At 68.9% G+C, this 18191-nt stretch carries 17 protein-coding genes; 6 read left to right on the top strand and 11 right to left on the bottom strand.

Features of this window, described 5'->3' with window-relative positions; genetic code table 11:
* Window positions 1-746 precede the first annotated feature (746 nt).
* From ligA to HR086_RS31985, 6 genes are all read left to right on the top strand, one after another.
* Window positions 747-2771 carry an NAD-dependent DNA ligase LigA gene (ligA, locus tag HR086_RS32010; RefSeq protein WP_174467534.1) on the top strand — a complete coding sequence of 675 codons (2025 nt, stop codon included), beginning with the start codon at window positions 747-749 and terminating at the stop codon, window positions 2769-2771.
* A gap of 12 nt (window positions 2772-2783) precedes the next feature.
* Window positions 2784-3071, top strand: a complete 288-nt coding sequence (locus HR086_RS32005; RefSeq protein ID WP_141645931.1) for an acylphosphatase — start codon at window positions 2784-2786, stop codon at window positions 3069-3071.
* Window positions 3068-3511 carry a DUF3052 family protein gene (locus HR086_RS32000; RefSeq protein WP_141645932.1) on the top strand — a complete coding sequence of 148 codons (444 nt, stop codon included), beginning with the start codon at window positions 3068-3070 and terminating at the stop codon, window positions 3509-3511. Before HR086_RS32005 ends, HR086_RS32000 begins: the two co-directional genes overlap by 4 nt.
* Before the next feature lie 553 nt (window positions 3512-4064).
* Entirely contained in the window at window positions 4065-6839 is a 2775-nt protein-coding gene (locus tag HR086_RS31995; RefSeq protein ID WP_174467533.1) for an Rne/Rng family ribonuclease, read from the top strand.
* 695 nt (window positions 6840-7534) lie between these two features.
* On the top strand, window positions 7535-8917 hold the full coding sequence (locus HR086_RS31990; RefSeq protein ID WP_371745488.1) for a YhjD/YihY/BrkB family envelope integrity protein: 1383 nt from the start codon (window positions 7535-7537) through the stop codon (window positions 8915-8917).
* A 124-nt stretch (window positions 8918-9041) separates the two neighbouring features.
* Complete coding sequence (locus tag HR086_RS31985; protein WP_141648560.1) at window positions 9042-9392, top strand: HU family DNA-binding protein; 351 nt, start codon at window positions 9042-9044, stop codon at window positions 9390-9392.
* Between the two features lie 6 nt (window positions 9393-9398).
* Here HR086_RS31985 and HR086_RS31980 read toward each other — a convergent pair whose 3' ends face one another.
* The 11 genes from HR086_RS31980 to HR086_RS31930 all read right to left on the bottom strand — a co-directional run.
* On the bottom strand, window positions 9399-11474 hold the full coding sequence (locus HR086_RS31980; RefSeq protein ID WP_174453111.1) for a flagellar biosynthesis protein FlhA: 2076 nt from the start codon (window positions 11472-11474) through the stop codon (window positions 9399-9401).
* Window positions 11471-12520 carry a flagellar biosynthesis protein FlhB gene (locus HR086_RS31975; RefSeq protein ID WP_174461503.1) on the bottom strand — a complete coding sequence of 350 codons (1050 nt, stop codon included), beginning with the start codon at window positions 12518-12520 and terminating at the stop codon, window positions 11471-11473. Before HR086_RS31975 ends, HR086_RS31980 begins: the two co-directional genes overlap by 4 nt.
* On the bottom strand, window positions 12517-13311 hold the full coding sequence (locus HR086_RS31970; protein WP_141648563.1) for an EscT/YscT/HrcT family type III secretion system export apparatus protein: 795 nt from the start codon (window positions 13309-13311) through the stop codon (window positions 12517-12519). The genes HR086_RS31975 and HR086_RS31970 overlap by 4 nt, the downstream gene beginning before the upstream one ends.
* Window positions 13308-13577 carry a flagellar biosynthetic protein FliQ gene (locus HR086_RS31965; protein WP_141648564.1) on the bottom strand — a complete coding sequence of 90 codons (270 nt, stop codon included), beginning with the start codon at window positions 13575-13577 and terminating at the stop codon, window positions 13308-13310. Before HR086_RS31965 ends, HR086_RS31970 begins: the two co-directional genes overlap by 4 nt.
* 4 nt (window positions 13578-13581) lie before the next feature.
* Window positions 13582-14304: a type III secretion system export apparatus subunit SctR gene (sctR, locus tag HR086_RS31960; protein WP_141648565.1), complete on the bottom strand. Its 723-nt coding sequence runs from the start codon at window positions 14302-14304 to the stop codon at window positions 13582-13584.
* A complete protein-coding gene (locus tag HR086_RS31955; protein WP_141648566.1) occupies window positions 14301-14714 on the bottom strand; it encodes a flagellar biosynthetic protein FliO in 414 nt (137 codons plus the stop codon). Before HR086_RS31955 ends, sctR begins: the two co-directional genes overlap by 4 nt.
* 8 nt (window positions 14715-14722) lie before the next feature.
* On the bottom strand, window positions 14723-15799 hold the full coding sequence (sctQ, locus tag HR086_RS31950; RefSeq protein ID WP_246137797.1) for a type III secretion system cytoplasmic ring protein SctQ: 1077 nt from the start codon (window positions 15797-15799) through the stop codon (window positions 14723-14725).
* A gap of 221 nt (window positions 15800-16020) precedes the next feature.
* The gene (locus HR086_RS31945; RefSeq protein WP_306440945.1) at window positions 16021-16455 is read right to left on the bottom strand and encodes a hypothetical protein; all 435 of its coding nucleotides are present in this window, start codon (window positions 16453-16455) and stop codon (window positions 16021-16023) included.
* Between the two features lie 94 nt (window positions 16456-16549).
* Window positions 16550-17353, bottom strand: a complete 804-nt coding sequence (locus HR086_RS31940) for a flagellar M-ring protein FliF (protein ID WP_174461506.1) — start codon at window positions 17351-17353, stop codon at window positions 16550-16552.
* Window positions 17354-17362: 9 nt separating this feature from the next.
* A complete protein-coding gene (locus HR086_RS31935; RefSeq protein WP_174461507.1) occupies window positions 17363-17845 on the bottom strand; it encodes an ATP-dependent helicase HrpB in 483 nt (160 codons plus the stop codon).
* Window positions 17846-17862: 17 nt separating this feature from the next.
* A partial coding sequence (locus HR086_RS31930) for a hypothetical protein (protein ID WP_174467532.1) occupies window positions 17863-18191 on the bottom strand: 329 nt, incomplete at its 5' end.

Raw genomic sequence — 18191 nt, 5'->3', positions numbered from 1 at the left:
GACTTCCTCGTCGCGGCGGGGGCGGCGGGCGCGGGAGGGCTTCTCGGTATCTTCCCTTTCGGCGGTCTTCGCCGCCGCGCGCTTGCGACGGGGCTTGTCGTCGGCCTCGACGGGAACTACGACGTCGGCGGCCTTCTCTCTCGAAGTACGGGCTTTGCGCATGTCTGGAACGCTTGGGGATTGGTGGGGTGCCCGAGGACTCGGACGCTCGATTGCCGGGGGAGATTCCGCGCGGCCTCGGAAGCACCTTCCAGGAGGACAGCCCTACCGGAATCCCTGAACGGGACTGCGCGGGCGCGGGCCGGTGGTTTGGGGAAGAGATGGCGCCGTCGAAACTCCTGCGCCAATGAACCGCGCGGGGACGTTATTGACCCCCTCCTGGCCTGTCAAGGCATCTTGAGGCCTTTGGCACGGACTCTTCCTCCTGGAGCAACAGGAGCCCGTCGCCAGACATTTCCACCGTCACCAGGGACACTTCAGACCCGGGGACCAGGACCCGCGAGGTTGCTTCGCGGTCCGTGAGCCCTCGCAGGTGCCCTCCCGGGCATCCCCGCACGGCGCCCCGGTGCCAGGTCCTCGCGGGCCCTCACCCCCGGCGCGATTCACAGCCTACGTGCCAGGGTGTCCGCGAGCGCGTGGCCCCTACGTCCGGGAACGGGCTCGACGCGATGTCGGAGGGACGCTCTAGATTGCGCGGCATTGGACACGCCCTCGCAGGGGGCGATTTGGGGTAAGGACCGCCCACCGTGGACGACTTCAAGACCGCAGAAGCACGAGCCCGCGAGCTCCGTCGTGAGCTGGCCCACCACAACCACCGCTACTACGTGCTCGACTCGCCGGAGATCAGCGACGCGCAATACGACACGTTGATGCGCGAGCTGCAGGGCCTGGAGGAGAAACACCCCAGCCTCCAGACGCCGGACTCCCCCACCCAGCGCGTGGGCGGCAAGGCGGCCGACGAGTTCGGCGAGGTGGTCCACCGCGTCCCCATGCTCTCGCTCGCGAACCTCTTCGAGGACGAGGGGCTCGTGGAGTTCGACGAGCGCGTGCGCAAGCTGTTGGGCCAGCCTGGCGTCACCTACGTGTGTGAGCCCAAGCTGGACGGACTCGCCATCGCCCTGCGCTTCGAGAAGGGTGTCTTCGTCCAGGGCGCCACCCGCGGCGACGGCACCACGGGCGAGGACGTCACCGGCAACCTGCGCACCATCCGCAGCCTGCCCATGGAGCTGTTCCCGCTGGGCGACGTGAAGGTGCCCGCGCTGCTGGAGGTGCGCGGCGAGGTCTTCATCCGCAAGGCGGACTTCCGGAAGCTCAACGAGAAGCGGGAAGAGGAAGGCGAGCCGCTCTTCGCCAACCCCCGCAACGCGGCGGCCGGCAGCCTGCGCCAGCTGGACCCGAAGGAGACGGCCGCGCGCCCCCTCTCCGTCTATCTTTACGAGTGCGTCCCCACCGAGGGCGTGCCCGCCTTCAAGTCCCACATCGAGAAGCTCGAGTACTTGAAGTCGCTGGGCCTGCCCATCAACCGCTACGTGCGCGCCGAGGGAATCGACGGCGTGCGAAAGGCCTATGACGCCTCCCTGAAGGGCCGCCATGAGCTGCCCTTCGAGGTGGACGGCATGGTGGTGAAGGTGGACGACGAGGACCAGCGCAAGCGGCTGGGACAGGTCTCCAAGAGCCCCCGCTGGGCGGTGGCCTACAAGTTCCCTCCGGAGGAGGAGTCCACGGAGGTGCTCGATATCGGCATCCAGGTGGGCCGCACCGGCGCGCTCACCCCCGTGGCGCACTTGAAGCCCGTGAAGGTGGGCGGCGTCACCGTGGCGCGCGCCACGCTGCACAACGAAGACGAGTTGCGCCGCAAGGACGTGCGCAAGGGCGACACCGTCTTCGTGCGCCGCGCTGGAGACGTGATTCCGGAGATCGTCTCCACGGTGCTCTCCAAGCGCCCGGAGAGCTCCCAGCCCTTCGAGTTCCCCAAGCACTGCCCCGTCTGTGGAGCCGCCGCGGTGAAGGACGAGGACGGCGCGGTCATCCGCTGCACGGGCGCGTCCTGCCCCGCGCAGCTGGTGGAGAAGATCCGCCACTTCGCCAGCCGCATCGCCATGGATATCGAAGGCCTGGGCGACAAGCTGGCCGCGCAGCTGGTGGCCACCGGCACCGTGAAGACCTTCGCGGACCTGTACAGCCTCACCAAGCAGAAGCTCCTGACGCTGGAGCGCATGGGTGACAAGAGCGCGGACAACCTCCTGGAGTCGCTGGAGCACTCCAAGGGAACCACCCAGCGCCGCTTCCTCTACGCGCTGGGCATCCGACACGTGGGCGACGCGACGGCCAAGGCGCTCGCGGAGGGCTTCCCGGATGTGCGCCAGCTCTTCGAGGCGTCACTGGACGACATCACCCGGGTGAAGGATGTGGGCCCCGTCATGGCCCAGGTCATCCACGCCTTCTTCCAGGAGCCCCAGAACCGGGAGGCCATCCTCGCCCTGCTCAACGCCGGGGTCTCCCCCGCCCCGCCCCAGGTCAGCACGGGCGGCCCCTTCGTCGGAAAGACGGTGGTGCTCACCGGCTCGATGACAGGTATGACTCGGGACCAGGCCAAGGAGGAGGTGGAGCGTCGGGGTGGGAAGGTGGCCGGAAGTGTCTCGCGCAAGACCGATTTCGTGGTGGCCGGGGAGGATGCCGGCACCAAGCTGAAGAAGGCCCAGGAACTCGGGGTAAGAATCCTGGACGAGCAGGCGTTCCTGCAGCTGTTGCAGACGGACGTCAGAGGGTGAGGCATTCAGTCCATGAGCGGCACGCGGCGGGCAACGCTGCGCATCCAGGGCAAGGTGCAGGGCGTCTTCTTCCGGGAGAGCGCCCGCGTGGAGGCCACGCGCCTGGGTCTCGTAGGCTGGGTGCGCAACCGCTCGGACGGCTCCGTGGAGGCGGTGGTGGAGGGTGAGCCTGGAATGATGGAAGAATTCATCCGCTGGTGTCACCGGGGTCCGTCCCAGGCGCGTGTCGAAAGCGTCGGGCGCACGGACGGCGAGGCCACTGGCGAGTACAGTCACTTCATCGTGGAGCGCACATCATGACGCCCTACGCGCTGGCATCCCTGCCGGCCATGCTGGGCATCCGGGCCGGTTCCAAGGTCTCCGTCATCAACCCGCCGCGCGGCTTCGTGCAGAAGCTCAATCCGCTGCCGGACGGGGTGGAGTTCCTCATCACCGCGGTGACGGGCCTGGATGTCATCCTCTTCTTCTCCCAGGACGCGCAGGAGCTGGTGCAGCGGCTGCCCGCCCTGGCGCGCGCCATGGCCCTCACCGGCGGCATCTGGGTCTGCTGGCCCGGCGGCGAGGGCGTGAAGACGAACCTCTCCGAGGACTTCGTGCGCCAGGCCGCGCTGGATATCGGCCTGGTCGACAACAAAATCTGCGTCATCGACTCGACGTGGACGGGCCTGAGGCTCGTGCGCCGGCCGCGTGGGCGACTGGACAAGCCGTCAGGCGGCAAGCAGGCCCCCGCCCAGGCCTGAGAACCCGCCAGGGAGGCATCCGGCATCTGCCCGACAGTGGATGGATGCCGTTTCTCGGCTTTACACGTGTGCCGGGGGCGTGGAAAACTCCCCGTGTTTCTGGGCGCTTGTGTGACACTCCGCATTGGCGAAGGTCACGCCCAGTCGTGAATTTTTGACGGGTTGCGTTCCCGGATACCTCCGGGCGCGTCGGCTGCGCCGGGGCTCCAGTCGCCCCCCCAAGGTGACCCACTGAAGGGCACCGACCGGGTGTGGAAGGAAGGAGCGGGCGGCACGCGCGTGGTGGAGGACCTCGAACGCGGTTGAAGACAAGGCTCCGCCCGGCAGGGTGCCGGTCGCAAAGCGGAGCGACTAAATTCGGAGGAGCAGGCGGTGGTCCCCTTGGCCCTCGACAGCGTGACGCGAGCCGTACCCGGACAGACCGGGAAGGCCGTCCTGACTGGAGGGCCACCGGAGGCCGCCTCTCCCTTCGCAGCGTGCTCGGAGGCGCGGCGTCTTGCCGCCTCCCGTCCGGTGAGGTCCGCCCTACCGCGCGCGCGTCCAGGATTCGTCCATGAGCAGCATCCTCGTCATCAACGCCGCGGGTCGGGAGACCCGCGTGGCGCTCGTCGAGAACGGGCACATCGCGGAGTTCTACCTCGAGCGTAAAAAGGACAAGGGCGTCGTCGGAAATATCTACAAGGGCCGCGTGGTCCGGGTGCTCCCCGGCATGCAGGCGGCCTTCGTGGACATCGGCCTGGAGAAGGCCGCTTTCCTCTACGTCAGCGACGTCGTCTATGACCCGGACTTCGCCCGGGCCCAGTTCGAGCTGACGGAGGGAGAGCACGAGGACGCCCCCGACGTGCCCACCGAGTCCGAGGCCGATGCCGCCGAAGAAGCGGCACGGGACGCGGGTCCGAGCGTGGACGTGGAGGCGGAAGCGGCGGATCTGGCCGGTGAGGACCAGGCCCACCGCACCGAGTCCCTGCCGCGCGACACCATCATGGAGCTGGCGGCGACCGCGCCGTCCATCGAGGTGCCGTCAGCCCCCACCGAGGCCCCGGGCGGTGAGTCGGTCGAGGAGGCCCCCGCGGCCGCCGCCGAGGCCACCGTGACGGTGGTCGCGACCGAGGTGACCGTGTCCGCCGAGCCGGCGGCGCCCGTCGTGGAGACGGCGTCCGTGGCCGTCGCGGTGCTCGAGACGGCCCCGACGGAGGGCACGTCCGAGGCTTCCCCCGAGTCCACGCCCCTCTCCGACGAAACGGCCACCGCGTTGGCCGTGGCGATGATTCCGCCCGAGCCGCCGCCGCACGCGGCCACCGCGCTGAGCGAGCTGATTCCTCCTCCGACGGGTGAGGAGGCGGCCGTCGCCGCGCGTCCCGCCGAGGTCTCCGGAGAGCGCCGCGCCCCGCGCGAGGCCCGGGAGGCGCGTGAGCCGCGCGCCCGCGAGAAGGAGAAGGACAAGGGCCGGCACAAGCAGGACGACAAGCGCCGGGACAAGCACGACGAAGGCGGCGGCAAGGAGAAGGTCAAGCAGCGCCGGACGGACAAGATCGAGGACTTGCTGAAGGTGGGCCAGGAGGTCGTGGTCCAGATTTCCAAGGACCCCATCGGCACGAAGGGCGCGCGCCTCACCTCGCACATCTCGATTCCCGGCCGTCAGCTGGTGTTCATGCCCACGGTGGACCATGTGGGCATCAGCCGCCGCATCTCCAACGAGAAGGAGCGCCGGCGTCTGCGGGAAATCGTGGACCGGCTGCGGCCGCCCGGGACGGGCTTCATCGTGCGCACGGTGGCGGAGAACGTGCCGCAGGAGAAGCTCGAGAGCGACATCCGGTTCCTCATCGAGGTGTGGAACCAGGTCGTCCGCAAGAACGAGAAGCGGGGCGGGCCGGGCCTCTTGCATCCGGACCTGGACCTCATCCTGCGCGCCACGCGCGACTTGTTCGCGCACGACGTGGAGAAGCTCGTCGTCGACGACCGTGAGGAGTACGAGCGCATCCTCGGCTTCGTCACGGCGCAGGACCCGGCGCTGCGGGACAGGGTGGCGCTGCACGAGGGCGACGACACCGTCTTCGACGCGTACGGCATCGAGCAGGAGCTGCAGCGCGCCACGCAGCGCAAGGTGTGGCTGAAGAGCGGCGGCTACCTCATCATCGACCAGGCCGAGGCGCTCACCGCCATCGACGTCAACTCGGGCCGCTACGTCGGCAAGAAGAGCCTCGAGGAGACCATCACCAAGATCAACGTCGAGGCAGCCAAGGAGATCGTCTACCAGCTCCGGCTGCGCAACATCGGCGGCATCATCATCTGCGACTTCATCGACATGGAGAAGGCGCAGAACCGGGACAAGGTCTTCAAGTCGCTGCAGGAGGCGCTGGGGCGCGACAAGGCGAAGACGAACGTGCTGCGCATCTCCGAGCTGGGCCTCGTGGAGATGACGCGCAAGCGCGTGCGCGAGTCCATTGGCCGGGTGCTGCACGAGGACTGCCCGTACTGCGACGGCAACGGCTTCGTGAAGACGGCCACCACGGTGGCGTACGAAATCTTCCGCGAGATTCGCCGGGAAGCGCCGGGCTACAAGGACTCCACGCTGGTCATCAACTGCAACGCGGAAGTGGCGCGCCTGCTCCAGGGCGAGGAGCGCAACGAGCTGCGGCACTTGATGGACCGCTACAACAAGTCCATCCAGGTCAAGGCGCAGCAGAACTACCACCGCGAGCAGTACGACATCTACGGACGCTCGGCCACGGGGCCGGAGCACAAGGTGGCGTCGTCACCGGGCTCGGGTGATGGCGAGCTTGCGATGCAGCATCGCAAGCCGGACAGCGGTGGCTTCGGACGCCAGGACCAGAACCGCCGAGGCGGTGGCAGGGACCGGGACCGGGGCGGCGACCGGCGAGATGACCGCGGCGGCGGCAGCGGTGGCGGCGGTGGTAGTGGTGGCGGCGGTGGCGGCCGACGCCCGGAGCGTGGCGGCGACCGTCCTCGCGGAGACCGGAGCGGCGAGCGCGGCGAACGTGGTGGTGAGCGCGCGGACCGTGGCGGCGAGCGTGCGGACCGTGGTTCTGAGCGCGGCGGCGAGCGTGCGGACCGTGGCGGCGAGCGCGGCGAACGTGGTGCTGAGCGTGCGGACCGTGGTGGTGAGCGCGGCGAGCGTGCCGACCGCGGTGGTGAGCGCGGGGAACGTGCGGAGCGCGGCGAACGTGGTGAGCGCGGCGAGCGTCGCGGTGAGCGCGGCGGTGGCCAGGGTACGTCCGGAGGAAGTGGCGGCGAGAGCGGTGGCGGCGGCTCGACGCCTCCGGCTTCTGGTCAGGGCGGCTCGGACCCCTCGGGCGGCACGACCTGATGCTTCACGGTGGAGTGGGTGATGCCATCGCATCCCCACCCCATCGAACCCTCACCTCGCTGAGGGGTGAGGGTTGAGATTGGCGCCGCCCTCTGTCCCGAGGGCGGCGCATCCCGCGCTCGAAGCCAGGGCGGGTTCGAGAGCCAGCAAGGTCTCATTCGCCAGAGCCAGTCGCTTGCGCCCGGCCTCGCCCAAAGGCGGGCAGGAGTCTTCACGCAAGGCTTCGCCAGGCCAGCGCCCAAAACTCCCCTGAGGCATCTCGCCAAACCGGCGCCAGGTATCCGGGCAAGCCTTCCCACACCAAGGTCCACGGCTCGTCGGTGACAGGGTTCGAACCTGGCACCAGGCCTTCCGTCGTGCCCCTCGGGAGCCACGACTTCGCGGCCGAGGCACCTCACCTCCGACTCGAGGGCCATGAGAGCGGCGGCCTCACGTCCTGGCCCTACCCTTGGGGCCGGGCGGGGATGTCGGACGGTGTGCCCCAGTCACCCTCGTCACTGGGGTGGGCTGGCCCAGGAGGCTCGGGTTTGGCTAGCCTTGCCGCCCATGTCGCGGAGCGTCGTCGACGTCCCTGCCCCACTTCCGTCCCGGATGACCCTCATCTCCGCTCCGCTCGAGACCTCCTGTCGCCACCCCCTTCTCCCCTTCCTCCGAGGGGCGCGCCCCTTCGTGGGCTGGCGTACCTGAGAGCGGCCGTGGCCCAGACTCCGCTTTCATGGCTGCGAAACACCCGAGACCGGGCACGAGCCTGGGCGTTGCGCGTCTGGGCCCCCATCGAGGGCACTCCGGTGGGCCGCTTCGCGACGGACACCGTGCTCGCCGCGAGGACCGTGGGCCAGGGGTTTCGGGGAGAGAACCTCCGGCTTCGCGCGGCCGCCCTCACCTACATCAGCATGTTCTCGCTGGTGCCCCTGCTGACGGTCGGCCTGGTCCTGCTGAATGCCTTCCACCAGGACCGCTTCGAGGAACGGCTGCGCTCCGTCGTCCGCGAGCTGCTCGCACCAGGCGTCCAGGAGAAGTCCGCCGCGGTGCTCAACCGGCTCCTCGACCAGAGCAACTCGGTGGCCATCGGCAGCATCGGCTTCCTGGCCATCCTCCTGTCCGCGGGCTCGCTGCTGCGCCACATCGACGGCGCGGTGAACGAGCTGTGGGGCATCCGCCGCCAGCGCCCGTGGGGCATCCGCCTGCTCATCTACGCCGGCCTGTTGCTGCTGGGGCCCATCTTCCTGGCCGCGTCCTTCACGGGGACCCGGGCGGTACGAGGCGTCTTGCAGAGCCTGCCGTATCCCGGAGCCTTCATCGCCCTGGGCACCACGCTCGTCGCGGTGGTGGGGCTGACGATGCTGTACTTCTGGACGCCCTATGCGCACGTCCGGGTGCGCTCCGCCCTCGCGGGAGGACTCGTCGCCGGGCTCGGGTGGATGGTCGCCAAGTCCCTCTACGCCGAGTTCGCCGCACGGAGCTTCCGCTACAACCTGCTCTATGCCTCGCTGAGCGCCCTTCCCCTCTTTCTCGCCTGGGTCTACGTGAGCTGGCTGCTGCTGCTCTTCGGCGCGCGGCTCTCCTACGCCGTCGAGCACACCGCCTTCCGCGACTCCCTCTTCGCGTTCGGCACCCACCCCCGGGCCCATGAGCTGGTGGCCTCCCGCATCGCCCAGGAGACCACGCTGACGTGGGTGGATGGGGGGCCTGCTCCCACGCCCCGCGAGCTGGCGACCCGGCTTCGCGTCCCCGAGTCGCTCGTCCACGAAGTCGTGGACCGCATGGAGGCCGCGGGGCTGCTGGAGCGCCAACGCCGGGGAGGACTGCGGCCCGCGAGGGATCCAGCCTCACTCACCCTCGCGGACACCACCCTCGCCGTGCACGGGGTGATGATTTCCGGAGGCGCGGATACCTGGGATGGACCGCGAGCCGCGGGCTTCGAGCAGGTGGAGCACTTCTTCCAGGAGGCGGACTGCCTCGGCGTCGAGCGCCTGCGTCAGACACGGTGGACCGACCTGGTGGTCCCCTTGCGGCCTGGATTGGCGGACACGGCCCCTTCTGCCCCCACCAAGGTGGCGGCAGGCGGAAATCCGTAAAGTTTCTAGGTGGTTGGGAGTCCACCCTGCTTGCAGTGCCGGCGCGTTCTGTTATGTTTTCCTGATTCACCACGGGCCAGAGTGCCCTGTCGCCAAGGGGTCACCGGGTTTGCGGGAGCGTCCGATGCTCAAGTCCGATCTGATCAACATCCTCGTGGCCAAGCGGGGCGTGACGCAGAAGCAGGCTGAGGCCACCATCGAGACGATTTTCGAGTCGATGAAGGATGCCCTCTGTCGCGGTGAGAACATCGAGATTCGCGGCCTCGGCGCCTTCCACGTGAAGAACTACCAGGGCTACCAGGGACGCAACCCGAAGACAGGTCAGGTCATCCCGGTGAAGCCCAAGCGGGGCCTGCTCTTCCGCACGGGCAAGGAGCTGAGGGACCGGGTCAACCGCCCCGCCCCCCAGCAGGCCCAGAGCGACTTGCCTTCCCCCGAGAGCAAGAGCCCCGGCAGCACCGGCACGGGCCTCTGAGTCGACTCAGGACCCCATCGGCACGGGCGAAAGCCTGCCGATGGGACGAATCTGAAGGGCGCCGTCCAGCTCCCCATAGGTGAGCACGGCCACTTCCGGAAACGCTCCCTCGCAAAGCCTTCGCAGTGACCGCCGGACGTCTGGCGCGGTGAGCAGCACCGCCCTTCCTCCTGTCGCCACCTGTCGGACGCCTTCCAGGATTTCCGCCACCCGGTCCGGGTCTGGCGCGGGTCCCCGAGGTCCGGTGGACCGCAGGATTTCTTCCACCTCCGGGTCCACGAGGTACGCATACAGCGGCCCGGTGGGCGCGAACTTGTGACTGAGGTAGCGGCGCAGGGCCTGACGACAGCGCTCGGCGAGCGCGGAGGCGTCTCCTTCCGTGGTGGGTGAGACGAGCGCCTCCAGGATGGCTCGCAGGTCTCGAATGCTGACGCCTTCCTGGAGGAGCTTTCGCAGCACGTCCGCCAGCAGCGGCAGAGGGACTTTCTGCAGCGCTTCCTTCACCAGCATGGGAGCACGAGTCTCCAGGCCATCCAGCAGCCCCTGGACATCCTGAAGGCCCAGCAGGTCCGCGGCCCGGCTCCGCAAAACGCCTCTCAGATGGTCCGCGAGCAGTTCCTCGGGCCGCAGGACCGGGACCTGGGCGAGTTCCACGGGTCCTCGCCCCGCTTCAGGGACGCGGCTGATGGTCCTGCCCGTCGACGGTTCCACCGCGGCCTCCGCCTTCACCTGGAGGAACGCGAGTTCGTCGGGAGGCGCCATCGCATAGAGCACGCCCACACTCAGCTGCCCGCCTCCCGCCGGCACCTCGTCCACCAGGATGCGGTACTCCCCGGTGCCCAGGTAGGCCGCCTGGGTCCGCACCCGGATGCCAGGGATGCGCACGCCCAGCTCGAAGAAGAGCTCGTCGCGCACGGCGTTCAAGGTCTGGTGCACGAAAGCCCCAGCCGCCGACTCCGCCAGCACTGTCAGGTCCGGCGCGAGGTCAAGCGTGAGAGGAGACACTCCCACGGGCACCACGGCGCTCTCCGGAGCAGCCCCCGCCTTCTCCTCGGCTCCTTCCTTGGACCCCGTCGCACCCCCGCCGCGCGTCGCAGCGCCCTCTCGGGGCAGTCCTCGCTGCAGGACGCGCCCGAGTCCCACCAGTCCCGCCGCCAGCAGCAAGAAGGTCAGGTGCGGCATGCCCGGCATCAACGCGAGCGCCACACACAATCCCGCCACGACCCAGAGTGTCCGGGCCTCACCGAAGAACTGCGAGCCAATCTCCGAGCCCAGCGAGTCCTCCTCCCGCTCCGACGCCACCCTCGTGACGACGAGTCCCGCCGCCACGGTGATGCACAGGGACGGCACCTGGGACACGAGGCCATCTCCGATGGCGATGAGCGCGAAGGTCGCCGCGGCCTCCGAGAACGTCATCCCTCCCTGCAGGACGCCGATGAGCGAGCCGCCCAGCAGGTTCACCGCGACGATGACGAGGCCCGCGATGACGTCTCCCTTCACGAACTTCATCGCGCCATCCATGGCGCCGAACATCTGAGACTCCCGCTCCAGGTCCCTCCGCCGCTTCCGTGCCTGGGCCTGGTCAATGGCCCCCGCTCGCAGGTCCGCGTCGATGGACATCTGCTTGCCCGGCATCGCGTCCAGGGTGAAGCGCGCGGACACCTCCGCGACACGCTCCGCGCCCTTCGCCACCACCAGGAACTGGACCAGCGAAAGGATGGCGAACACCACGCCGCCGACCACGTAGTCTCCTTGGACGACGAACTCACCAAACGCCTGGATGACCTCGCCCGCGTGCCCCTCCGCGAGCGCCAGCCGCGTGGACGAGACATTGAGCGCCAGTCGGAACAACGTGGTGAACAACAACAGCGAGGGAAATGACGTCACCTGCAGCGCGTCCCTGGCCCTCAACGACGCCACCAGCAACGCCACCGCCGCCGCCAGGTTCACCGCCAACCCCACGTCCAGCAGCCACGCCGGCAGGGGAATGATGAGCGCCCCCAGCACCGCCGCCATCGCCACCGCCAGCACGAGGTCCGACGAGCTTCGCGCCTTCACCAACCACTTCGCGAACACCTTCATGAGGTCTGTCTCCGGGGGACACCGTCCGCGTCCCGCGACTCCATCGCCGTGCGCAAGACGACCGCCGCGGCCTGGTACAGCTCTTCGGGAATGGGCTCCCCGATGTCGTAGTGGATGAGGCTTCTCGCCAACGGAATGTCTCGGACCACCGGCACTCCAAGCCGCTGGGCCTCCTCCCGAAGCATCAAGGCGTCCTCCTCCCGGGCCTTCGCGACGAGGTAGGGCGCCTCACACTCCCGCGCGTCGTAGCGAAGCGCGACCGCCAGATGCGTTGGATTGACCACCACGGCAGTGGCTTTTTGCACCCCTCGTGCCGGCCCCCCTTGAGCCAGCTGCCGGTGCAAGGCCCGACGCTGTCCCTTGTGCCGTGGGTCCCCTTCACTCTCCTTGTGCTCGCGCTTCAGCTCCTCGCGACTCATCATCAGCTCGCGCACGTGGCTCCGCCTGGCGAGCACGTAGTCTCCAACGCCGAGCACGAGCAGCACCCAGGCCACGCGGCGAATCAGCTCCGTGAGTTGCTCCAGCATGAGTGGCAGCCCCTCACTTCCGGCCAGCCAGGCGGTGCGCAGCGCATCCGGCCCCACCGACTCCACCTCGCCCCAGACAAGAATCGCCACCACCCACACCACCAGCAGCGCCTTGCCCAGCTCCTTCAACGGTCTCACGCTGAAGAGACGCTTCAGTCCGGAGGAGAAACTGACGTGCTCCAGCTTCGGCGCCACATGGCTCGGGTTCACCTCGAATCCCACGGTAGCCACGGAGACCGCCAGTGACGCCGCGAACGCGCCTCCCAGCACCGGCGCACTCAGGCGCACGAAAATCCAGAGCCCTTCCTCCCAGGCGCCCTCCGGCTGCTGCGCCAGGAACAGCCGCGACGTCCACTCCTGAAGACGCTCGAACATCCCGGGGGCGCCCGAGATGAACCCGAGCACGCCCCCCAACATCACCGCGCTGGAGGACAACAGCCGGCTGCGGGGAATCTGCCCCTTGCGGCGCGCCTCACGCAGGCGTCTGGCCGACGGCAACTCCGTCTTCTCTCCACTCATTGGGCCAGCTTCCCCAGCAAGGAGAGCGTGCCCTCCGTGGAGAGGACCTCCGCCAGCAGTCGCTCACACAGCATCCCGATGCCCAACCACAGCACCACGCCGCCCCCCAGGATTCGCAACGGAGCCCCCAATTCCTGCAGGTTCACCTGCGGCGCCGCGCGCGATGCCAATGCCAGAAAGCAATCCACCGTCAGCATCGCGGCCGCCATCGGTGCGCCCACCGCCAGTCCCGTGGCCAGCGCGCCGCCCGCGAGCACGACGAGATGCAACGTCGCCGCTTCCGTGGGCACGAAGGCCCCCAGCTTCACCACGCCAAAGCCCCGCACCAACGCGCCGAAGACCAGCGGAGCCACCGCCCCCGACGTCACCAGTCCCACCAGCAGATGATAGAGCCCTTCGCCCGTGGCCGACTCCCGACTCCCTGCCAGCGGAAGGCTGGCCTCCGCGGACGTTCCGCGAAGCAGGTCGATGAATCGCCCCCCCATTCGCGCCGCATCGAACGGCAGCGCCGCGACCAGCCCCACCGACACCCCGTAGGCCAGCTCTCGCAACACCCATCCCCCCAACTCCAGCGACGAAGTCACGGGCTCCGCCAGTCCAACGCCACCTTCCGCCCGCAGGAAGAGCGAGAGCGACAACACCAAGCCCAGCCGCACCGTGGTGGGCGTGGCCTGCCCTCCCAACAGCGGACACAGGAAGGCCACGGGCAGGAGCCGTGCGGCACACAGCGCCACGGCGACCGCGTCCGGGCCCAGCGCCTCCAGGTGGGCGCGCAGCAACTCCAGGCTCACGCCGACACCTCGGAGATGAGCATCAGGAGCTGCTGTGTGAATCGCGTCAACTGCCCGGCGATCCACGGCCCGGAGAGCACCAACGCCACCACCGCCGCACACAGCTTCGGCACCACCGATAGCGTGCTCTCCTGAAGCTGCGTCGTCGCCTGAAAGAGACTCGACAGGAAGCCCACCAATAGGCTGGCCCCAATGGGTGGCAAGGACGCGAGGACCATCAACAGCAAAGCCTCACGCCCCAGGGTCAACAACACATCCTGGGTCATCGAGTCACCGGTAACCGAGGATGAGGCCGCGCGCGAGCAGCGACCAGCCATCCACGGCCACGAAGAGAAGAATCTTGAAAGGCAGGCTCACCTGGCCAGGCGACAACGTCTGCATCCCCAGCGCGAGCAACACATTGGCGATGACCATGTCGAGCACCAGGAACGGGAGGAAGACGAGGAAGCCAATCTGAAAGGCCTCCTTCAACTCCGTGATGACAAAGGCGGGAATGATGACGAAGAGGTCCGTCTCGCGCACCGAGTCCACTTCCTCTGGGGGACGCAGCTCTCGCGCCAGGTCCACGAAACGAGCGCGTTCCTCGGGGCTGCCATGCTTCACGAGAAACCCGCGCAGCGGCTCCGCCACCTGTGCCGCCGCATCGAGAATCCGCACGCCCGAGCCGGCCTCCAGCTCCTGATAGGCGCGTTGCCCCGCGTCGTACGTCCGCTCCATCACCGAGGCCATGATGTGGCCCGTCAGCACCGCGGCCAGTCCCGTCAGCACCAGCGTGGGCGGCGCCTGCTGGGTTCCCATGGCCGAGCGTGCCAGCGACAACACCACCGCTATTTTCGAGAAGCTCGTCAACATCAACACCGCGAACGGCAGCAGTGACATCACCGCCAGCATGCCCATCATCGACAGCGGGCTTCCCGCATAGGACTGCTGGCTGAGCGCCCCCTCCGACGCCACGGCCATGACTGGCGCCAGCATTCCCAGGCCGCCCGTCATGAGCTCATCCCCTTCCGGAGACCACGCCCCGGACGCGGTCGCCGCGCCTGGGCGAAGGTCCGTGGCACCTCCTCCCGCTCGGGCAGCGGATGGACCTCCGCGAACGCATCACCGAAGGCCACGAGAAAGCCCCGCCCCTCGACCTCCACCAGCGCAAGGCCACAACGAGGCGACAGGCCTGCCCGGGAGATGACCTGCATCCGCTCGGCACTCTCCACGCGGGGCCCCTTGGCCCCCCGTCGAAACCACCACCACCCCAGGCCACAGAGTGTCCCCAGAATCAGGAGCCACCGAGCCGTGGACACCACGGACACTCCGCCCAGGGGCCCCAGCAAGGCCAACCCGAGGACGAGCAGCGTCGCGACTTGAAGGCGCGTGCGAGGAGAGAGCGACGCGCGCCGGACATTCATGTGCTCACTCACGGCAACAGGGCCAGGACACGAGCGCCCACCTCGCCCTCGAGGTCCACCAACTCCGCGCGCGCCACCACCCGGTCTCCCACGCGCAACAACACCGGCTCACTGGCATTGATGTGCAACGGGAGCAGGACGCCCGGCTTCAACGCCGCCAGCTCCGAGAGCGGAACCAGCACCCGCGTCAACTCCACCTCCACGTCCACGGGGAGCGGGGGAATGCCCTCGCCTCGTTCGTTCACCACCACCATGTTCGACTCCTGGAAATGCACGCGGACACGCGCACGGGACAGCGAGAAACCCTCGGGCTGAAACGTCCCCGCGAGCGAGAAGCCCCGGGCCACCAGCCGTCCGGGGCCGAAGAGGCGCGTGTCCTCGCGACGCACGCCTTCAAAGACAACGACATCCCCCACCGCGAGCGCATCCATCGCCTGGGGCGACAGGGGCGTCTGTCCGATGAGGCACCTCATCTTCAGAGCCGCGGCGAGCACTTCCGATGCGACGCTCGTGTCGCGCTCCACTGGGAACTCCTGGAACACCGACTGCAGCACCGGTGAGGGAAGCAACAGCCGTCCTCCCGCACGCACCGGCCCCACCGAAACATCCAGCTCCACGCCCACCAGCGGCTGCCGCCCCCGCAGCCGAGCCACGACGTCCTCACGTCGCATCGTCACGGCGGACAGCCGGGGCGCCAGGGCGGGATACAGCGGCGACTTGGAGCGCACAGCGGAGAGCGCCACCAGCACCAGATACGCCAGCGTCGCCTCTTCCAGCCTCGCCAGCTCTGTCGCCACTCCCGGCTTGCCACCCGGGCCGGCGATTCGCTCCAGCGCGGCAACGGCCAGCGCGGGCTCCAACTCCAGCACCGCAACTCCCCCCACCGCCGACAGCTCCAGCAGGACGAAGACCGCAGGCCGCTGCAGCCCATTCACGGGTGAGACCATGGCATCCAGCAACCGGGCCTCGGCCGTCACCGAGCAACTCAGCTCCCGGCCCAGCGCCGCGCAGATTTCGTCCAGGGCCTCACGCCCCAGGCTCGCCACGCGGGGCCGCCGCGAAAGCACGACGTGCGCCCGACTCATCCGGCGCGCCCCCAACCGTCGCAGCCGACGTGGCTCGGGAGAATGGGAGGGCTCTGTCTCTGAATTCATCGAAGGTTCGCCAAGGAAGGGCAAGGGGTGACACCCCGCTCGTGCACGACGCCCGCCAGGAGGGGCGCTCGTGGTGACGCGGGTTTGGAGTGAATGGGCATCCGCGCCTGGGATGCCGCGTACACGGGCCAGGACGGCGCCACGCGAGGACTTCAGCGCGTGGCTTCCCGGATGAGTCTTTCGGCGAGCGCCGACAACAACGGTGGCGCCAGCGGGTCCACGGGCTCCACCTTGCGACCCGGAAACAGGGTCCGGTGATAGGCAGGGAGACGACGGAACACCTCTTTGCGAAGCAGCTCCGGAACCTCGTCCATCAAGGCCTTCAGCCTCGCCGCCGCGTCGCTCCTCTCGCCGAACTCCTTCGCGACCTTCGCCTGTCGCTGCGCGGACGGGAGCGCGGCGATGCGCCGCAAATGCGCCTTGGCTCGCTTCAAGGCCTCCGTGCCCAGACCTTCCAGGAGCTCTCCCGCTCGCTCCCGTCCCAGGACCCATGCCACCAGCGCATAGCGCTCCAACGGGAGCGCTGGAGGCTGACGACGAATCGTCGTCGCCTGCTCCGCCAGCGGATTCGGAACCGGAGCGGGCATCGGCTCCTGGGTCGGAACGGGCACACCCTTCCTCGCCGGGCGCGATGCCCGACCCACACGTGTCGCATCCATGATGAGTCTCTCCGTCGCCTGCTCAGGCGACCTTGCGAGCCGCTCCAGCCGAGAGCACGGGACGAGCGGGGACCGGCGGCGCGGCAGGCACCACGCTCCGCTCCCGGTAGTGACGCATCCGCAGCGTCGCCCACACCAAGGCTCCCGACAGCCCCGTCACCAACACCCCCAGCACGGCGAGCAGTACCCGCAGCCTGGACAAAGAAGACAGGCCACCCGCCGAAGCGACCTCCACCCGCGCGGGCACCTCGTCCACCAGCAGCGACACCGCGTCGGAGGAGAGCCCCTCCACACCTCCCGCCAGGAGCGCCTTCAAGACGTCCGAGGACTGACGCACCCTCGCCGCACTGCCCGGCGTCACTCGCAGCATCGCCGAGGCCTTGGACGGCACCCCTGCCTGCCCGGGTCGTGGCGCCGGAGGCACCACCAGGTGGACTCGCGCCAGCAGCACTCCCTCCACGGATTGGAGCGTCTTCTCCAGGCCCCGCTCCAGCACGCGCACCCGGCAGACGCCCTCCTCCACCGGCGTGCGCACCAGTCCGCTCCCACCAAAGACATCACAGCCCACTTCCGCCGCGGGCCTCGGCAGCCCCAGCTCCGCGAGGACACGCACCGCGTCCGACGACTGGTCTCCCGTGACTTCGATGGCCCAGGACGGCTTCTTGCCCGCCTCCGGCACCTTGCGAGCATCCAGCCCTCGCTCGATGAGCACGGACTGCAGTTCGTTGGCCTGCCGCTCATCCAGGCCATGTTGGATGCGCTCTCGACACGCGGTGGCGCACAAGAGCCACAGGAAGAGCAGACAGCGGAGGGAACTCGAAGACATGCGCGCTCCTCAAACCTGCGTCTGCAGGACCTGCTTGACGCCGCCGGTGGCCTTCTCGACAACCTTGCCGGCGAGGTCGAGTTCCTGGCTCGCCCGGTAGACCTGGGCCTGCAACGAGAGCAGCTCCCCCGGCGTGAAGTCGCGACCCGACTCCGCCAGCGCCAGGATGTGGTCCAAGCGCTTCTGCGCCTGCCCCACCCGCTCCAATGCCTGCGCGGCCTGCTGCTCTCGCGCCGTCTGGACGGAGTCCACCCGCGTCCCCGTCCTCGCCTCCGAACATCCCGCCGGGGCTTGCGTCCCCCCGCCTTCGGCCCGAGCCACGCCCCTCGTGGCCTCGACGGGCGGACGCGCCACGCCTTCCGTCGTCACCGAGGTCGTCGCCTCGCGCGTGGGGGCTCGGACACCCTCCAGCACCTTGTCGAATCGCTCCCGGCCGGGCTCCACGGACGCCAGGCCCGCACCGCTTACCGCTCCCACCTTGTCCACGCTCATGGCTCGCCGCGCCCCTCTCAGCGGATGTTGTTGATGGCGGCCTTCGCCGAGTCGTGGCGGACCTTCATGATGTTCGAGACCGCGTTGTGCTCGCGGCTCTCCCGCTGCATCTCGTTCTGGAGCTGCAGATAGGCCGCGTTGAACTTCTGGCCGTCCGCGCTGAGCGCCTTCTGCGCCTCCAGCAGGTCCCACGCATCCCCGTTGCCCGTCGGCGTCCCCAGCGAGGCTCCCGCCGCGGACGTGGACGCGGCCGACGTGGTCGTCGCTCCCATCGGCACCACCGAGGAGACCGCCATCTTCGTACTGGAGACGGCCGCGCTCAGGATGGGACCCGACGGGATCATCC

Origin of the sequence: Myxococcus sp. CA039A (assembly GCF_013336645.1) — a bacterium.
GTDB classification, from domain to species: domain Bacteria; phylum Myxococcota; class Myxococcia; order Myxococcales; family Myxococcaceae; genus Myxococcus; species Myxococcus llanfairpwllgwyngyllgogerychwyrndrobwllllantysiliogogogochensis.
The sequence above is the reverse complement of the archived record's forward strand: the minus strand, read 5'-3'. Positions and strand labels throughout refer to the sequence as shown.

Excerpts from the sequence above, each read along its gene's own strand:
- HR086_RS32005 (WP_141645931.1), top strand. The coding sequence starts at position 2,784 with ATGAGCGGCACGCGGCGGGCAACGCTGCGCATCCAGGGCAAGGTGCAG.
- HR086_RS32000 (WP_141645932.1), top strand. The coding sequence starts at position 3,068 with ATGACGCCCTACGCGCTGGCATCCCTGCCGGCCATGCTGGGCATCCGG.
- HR086_RS31995 (WP_174467533.1), top strand. The coding sequence starts at position 4,065 with ATGAGCAGCATCCTCGTCATCAACGCCGCGGGTCGGGAGACCCGCGTG.
- HR086_RS31985 (WP_141648560.1), top strand. The coding sequence starts at position 9,042 with ATGCTCAAGTCCGATCTGATCAACATCCTCGTGGCCAAGCGGGGCGTG.
- HR086_RS31980 (WP_174453111.1), bottom strand. The coding sequence starts at position 11,474 with ATGAAGGTGTTCGCGAAGTGGTTGGTGAAGGCGCGAAGCTCGTCGGAC.
- HR086_RS31975 (WP_174461503.1), bottom strand. The coding sequence starts at position 12,520 with ATGAGTGGAGAGAAGACGGAGTTGCCGTCGGCCAGACGCCTGCGTGAG.
- HR086_RS31965 (WP_141648564.1), bottom strand. The coding sequence starts at position 13,577 with ATGACCCAGGATGTGTTGTTGACCCTGGGGCGTGAGGCTTTGCTGTTG.
- sctR (WP_141648565.1), bottom strand. The coding sequence starts at position 14,304 with ATGACGGGCGGCCTGGGAATGCTGGCGCCAGTCATGGCCGTGGCGTCG.
- HR086_RS31955 (WP_141648566.1), bottom strand. The coding sequence starts at position 14,714 with ATGAATGTCCGGCGCGCGTCGCTCTCTCCTCGCACGCGCCTTCAAGTC.
- sctQ (WP_246137797.1), bottom strand. The coding sequence starts at position 15,799 with ATGAGTCGGGCGCACGTCGTGCTTTCGCGGCGGCCCCGCGTGGCGAGC.
- HR086_RS31945 (WP_306440945.1), bottom strand. The coding sequence starts at position 16,455 with ATGCCCGCTCCGGTTCCGAATCCGCTGGCGGAGCAGGCGACGACGATT.
- HR086_RS31940 (WP_174461506.1), bottom strand. The coding sequence starts at position 17,353 with ATGTCTTCGAGTTCCCTCCGCTGTCTGCTCTTCCTGTGGCTCTTGTGC.
- HR086_RS31935 (WP_174461507.1), bottom strand. The coding sequence starts at position 17,845 with ATGAGCGTGGACAAGGTGGGAGCGGTAAGCGGTGCGGGCCTGGCGTCC.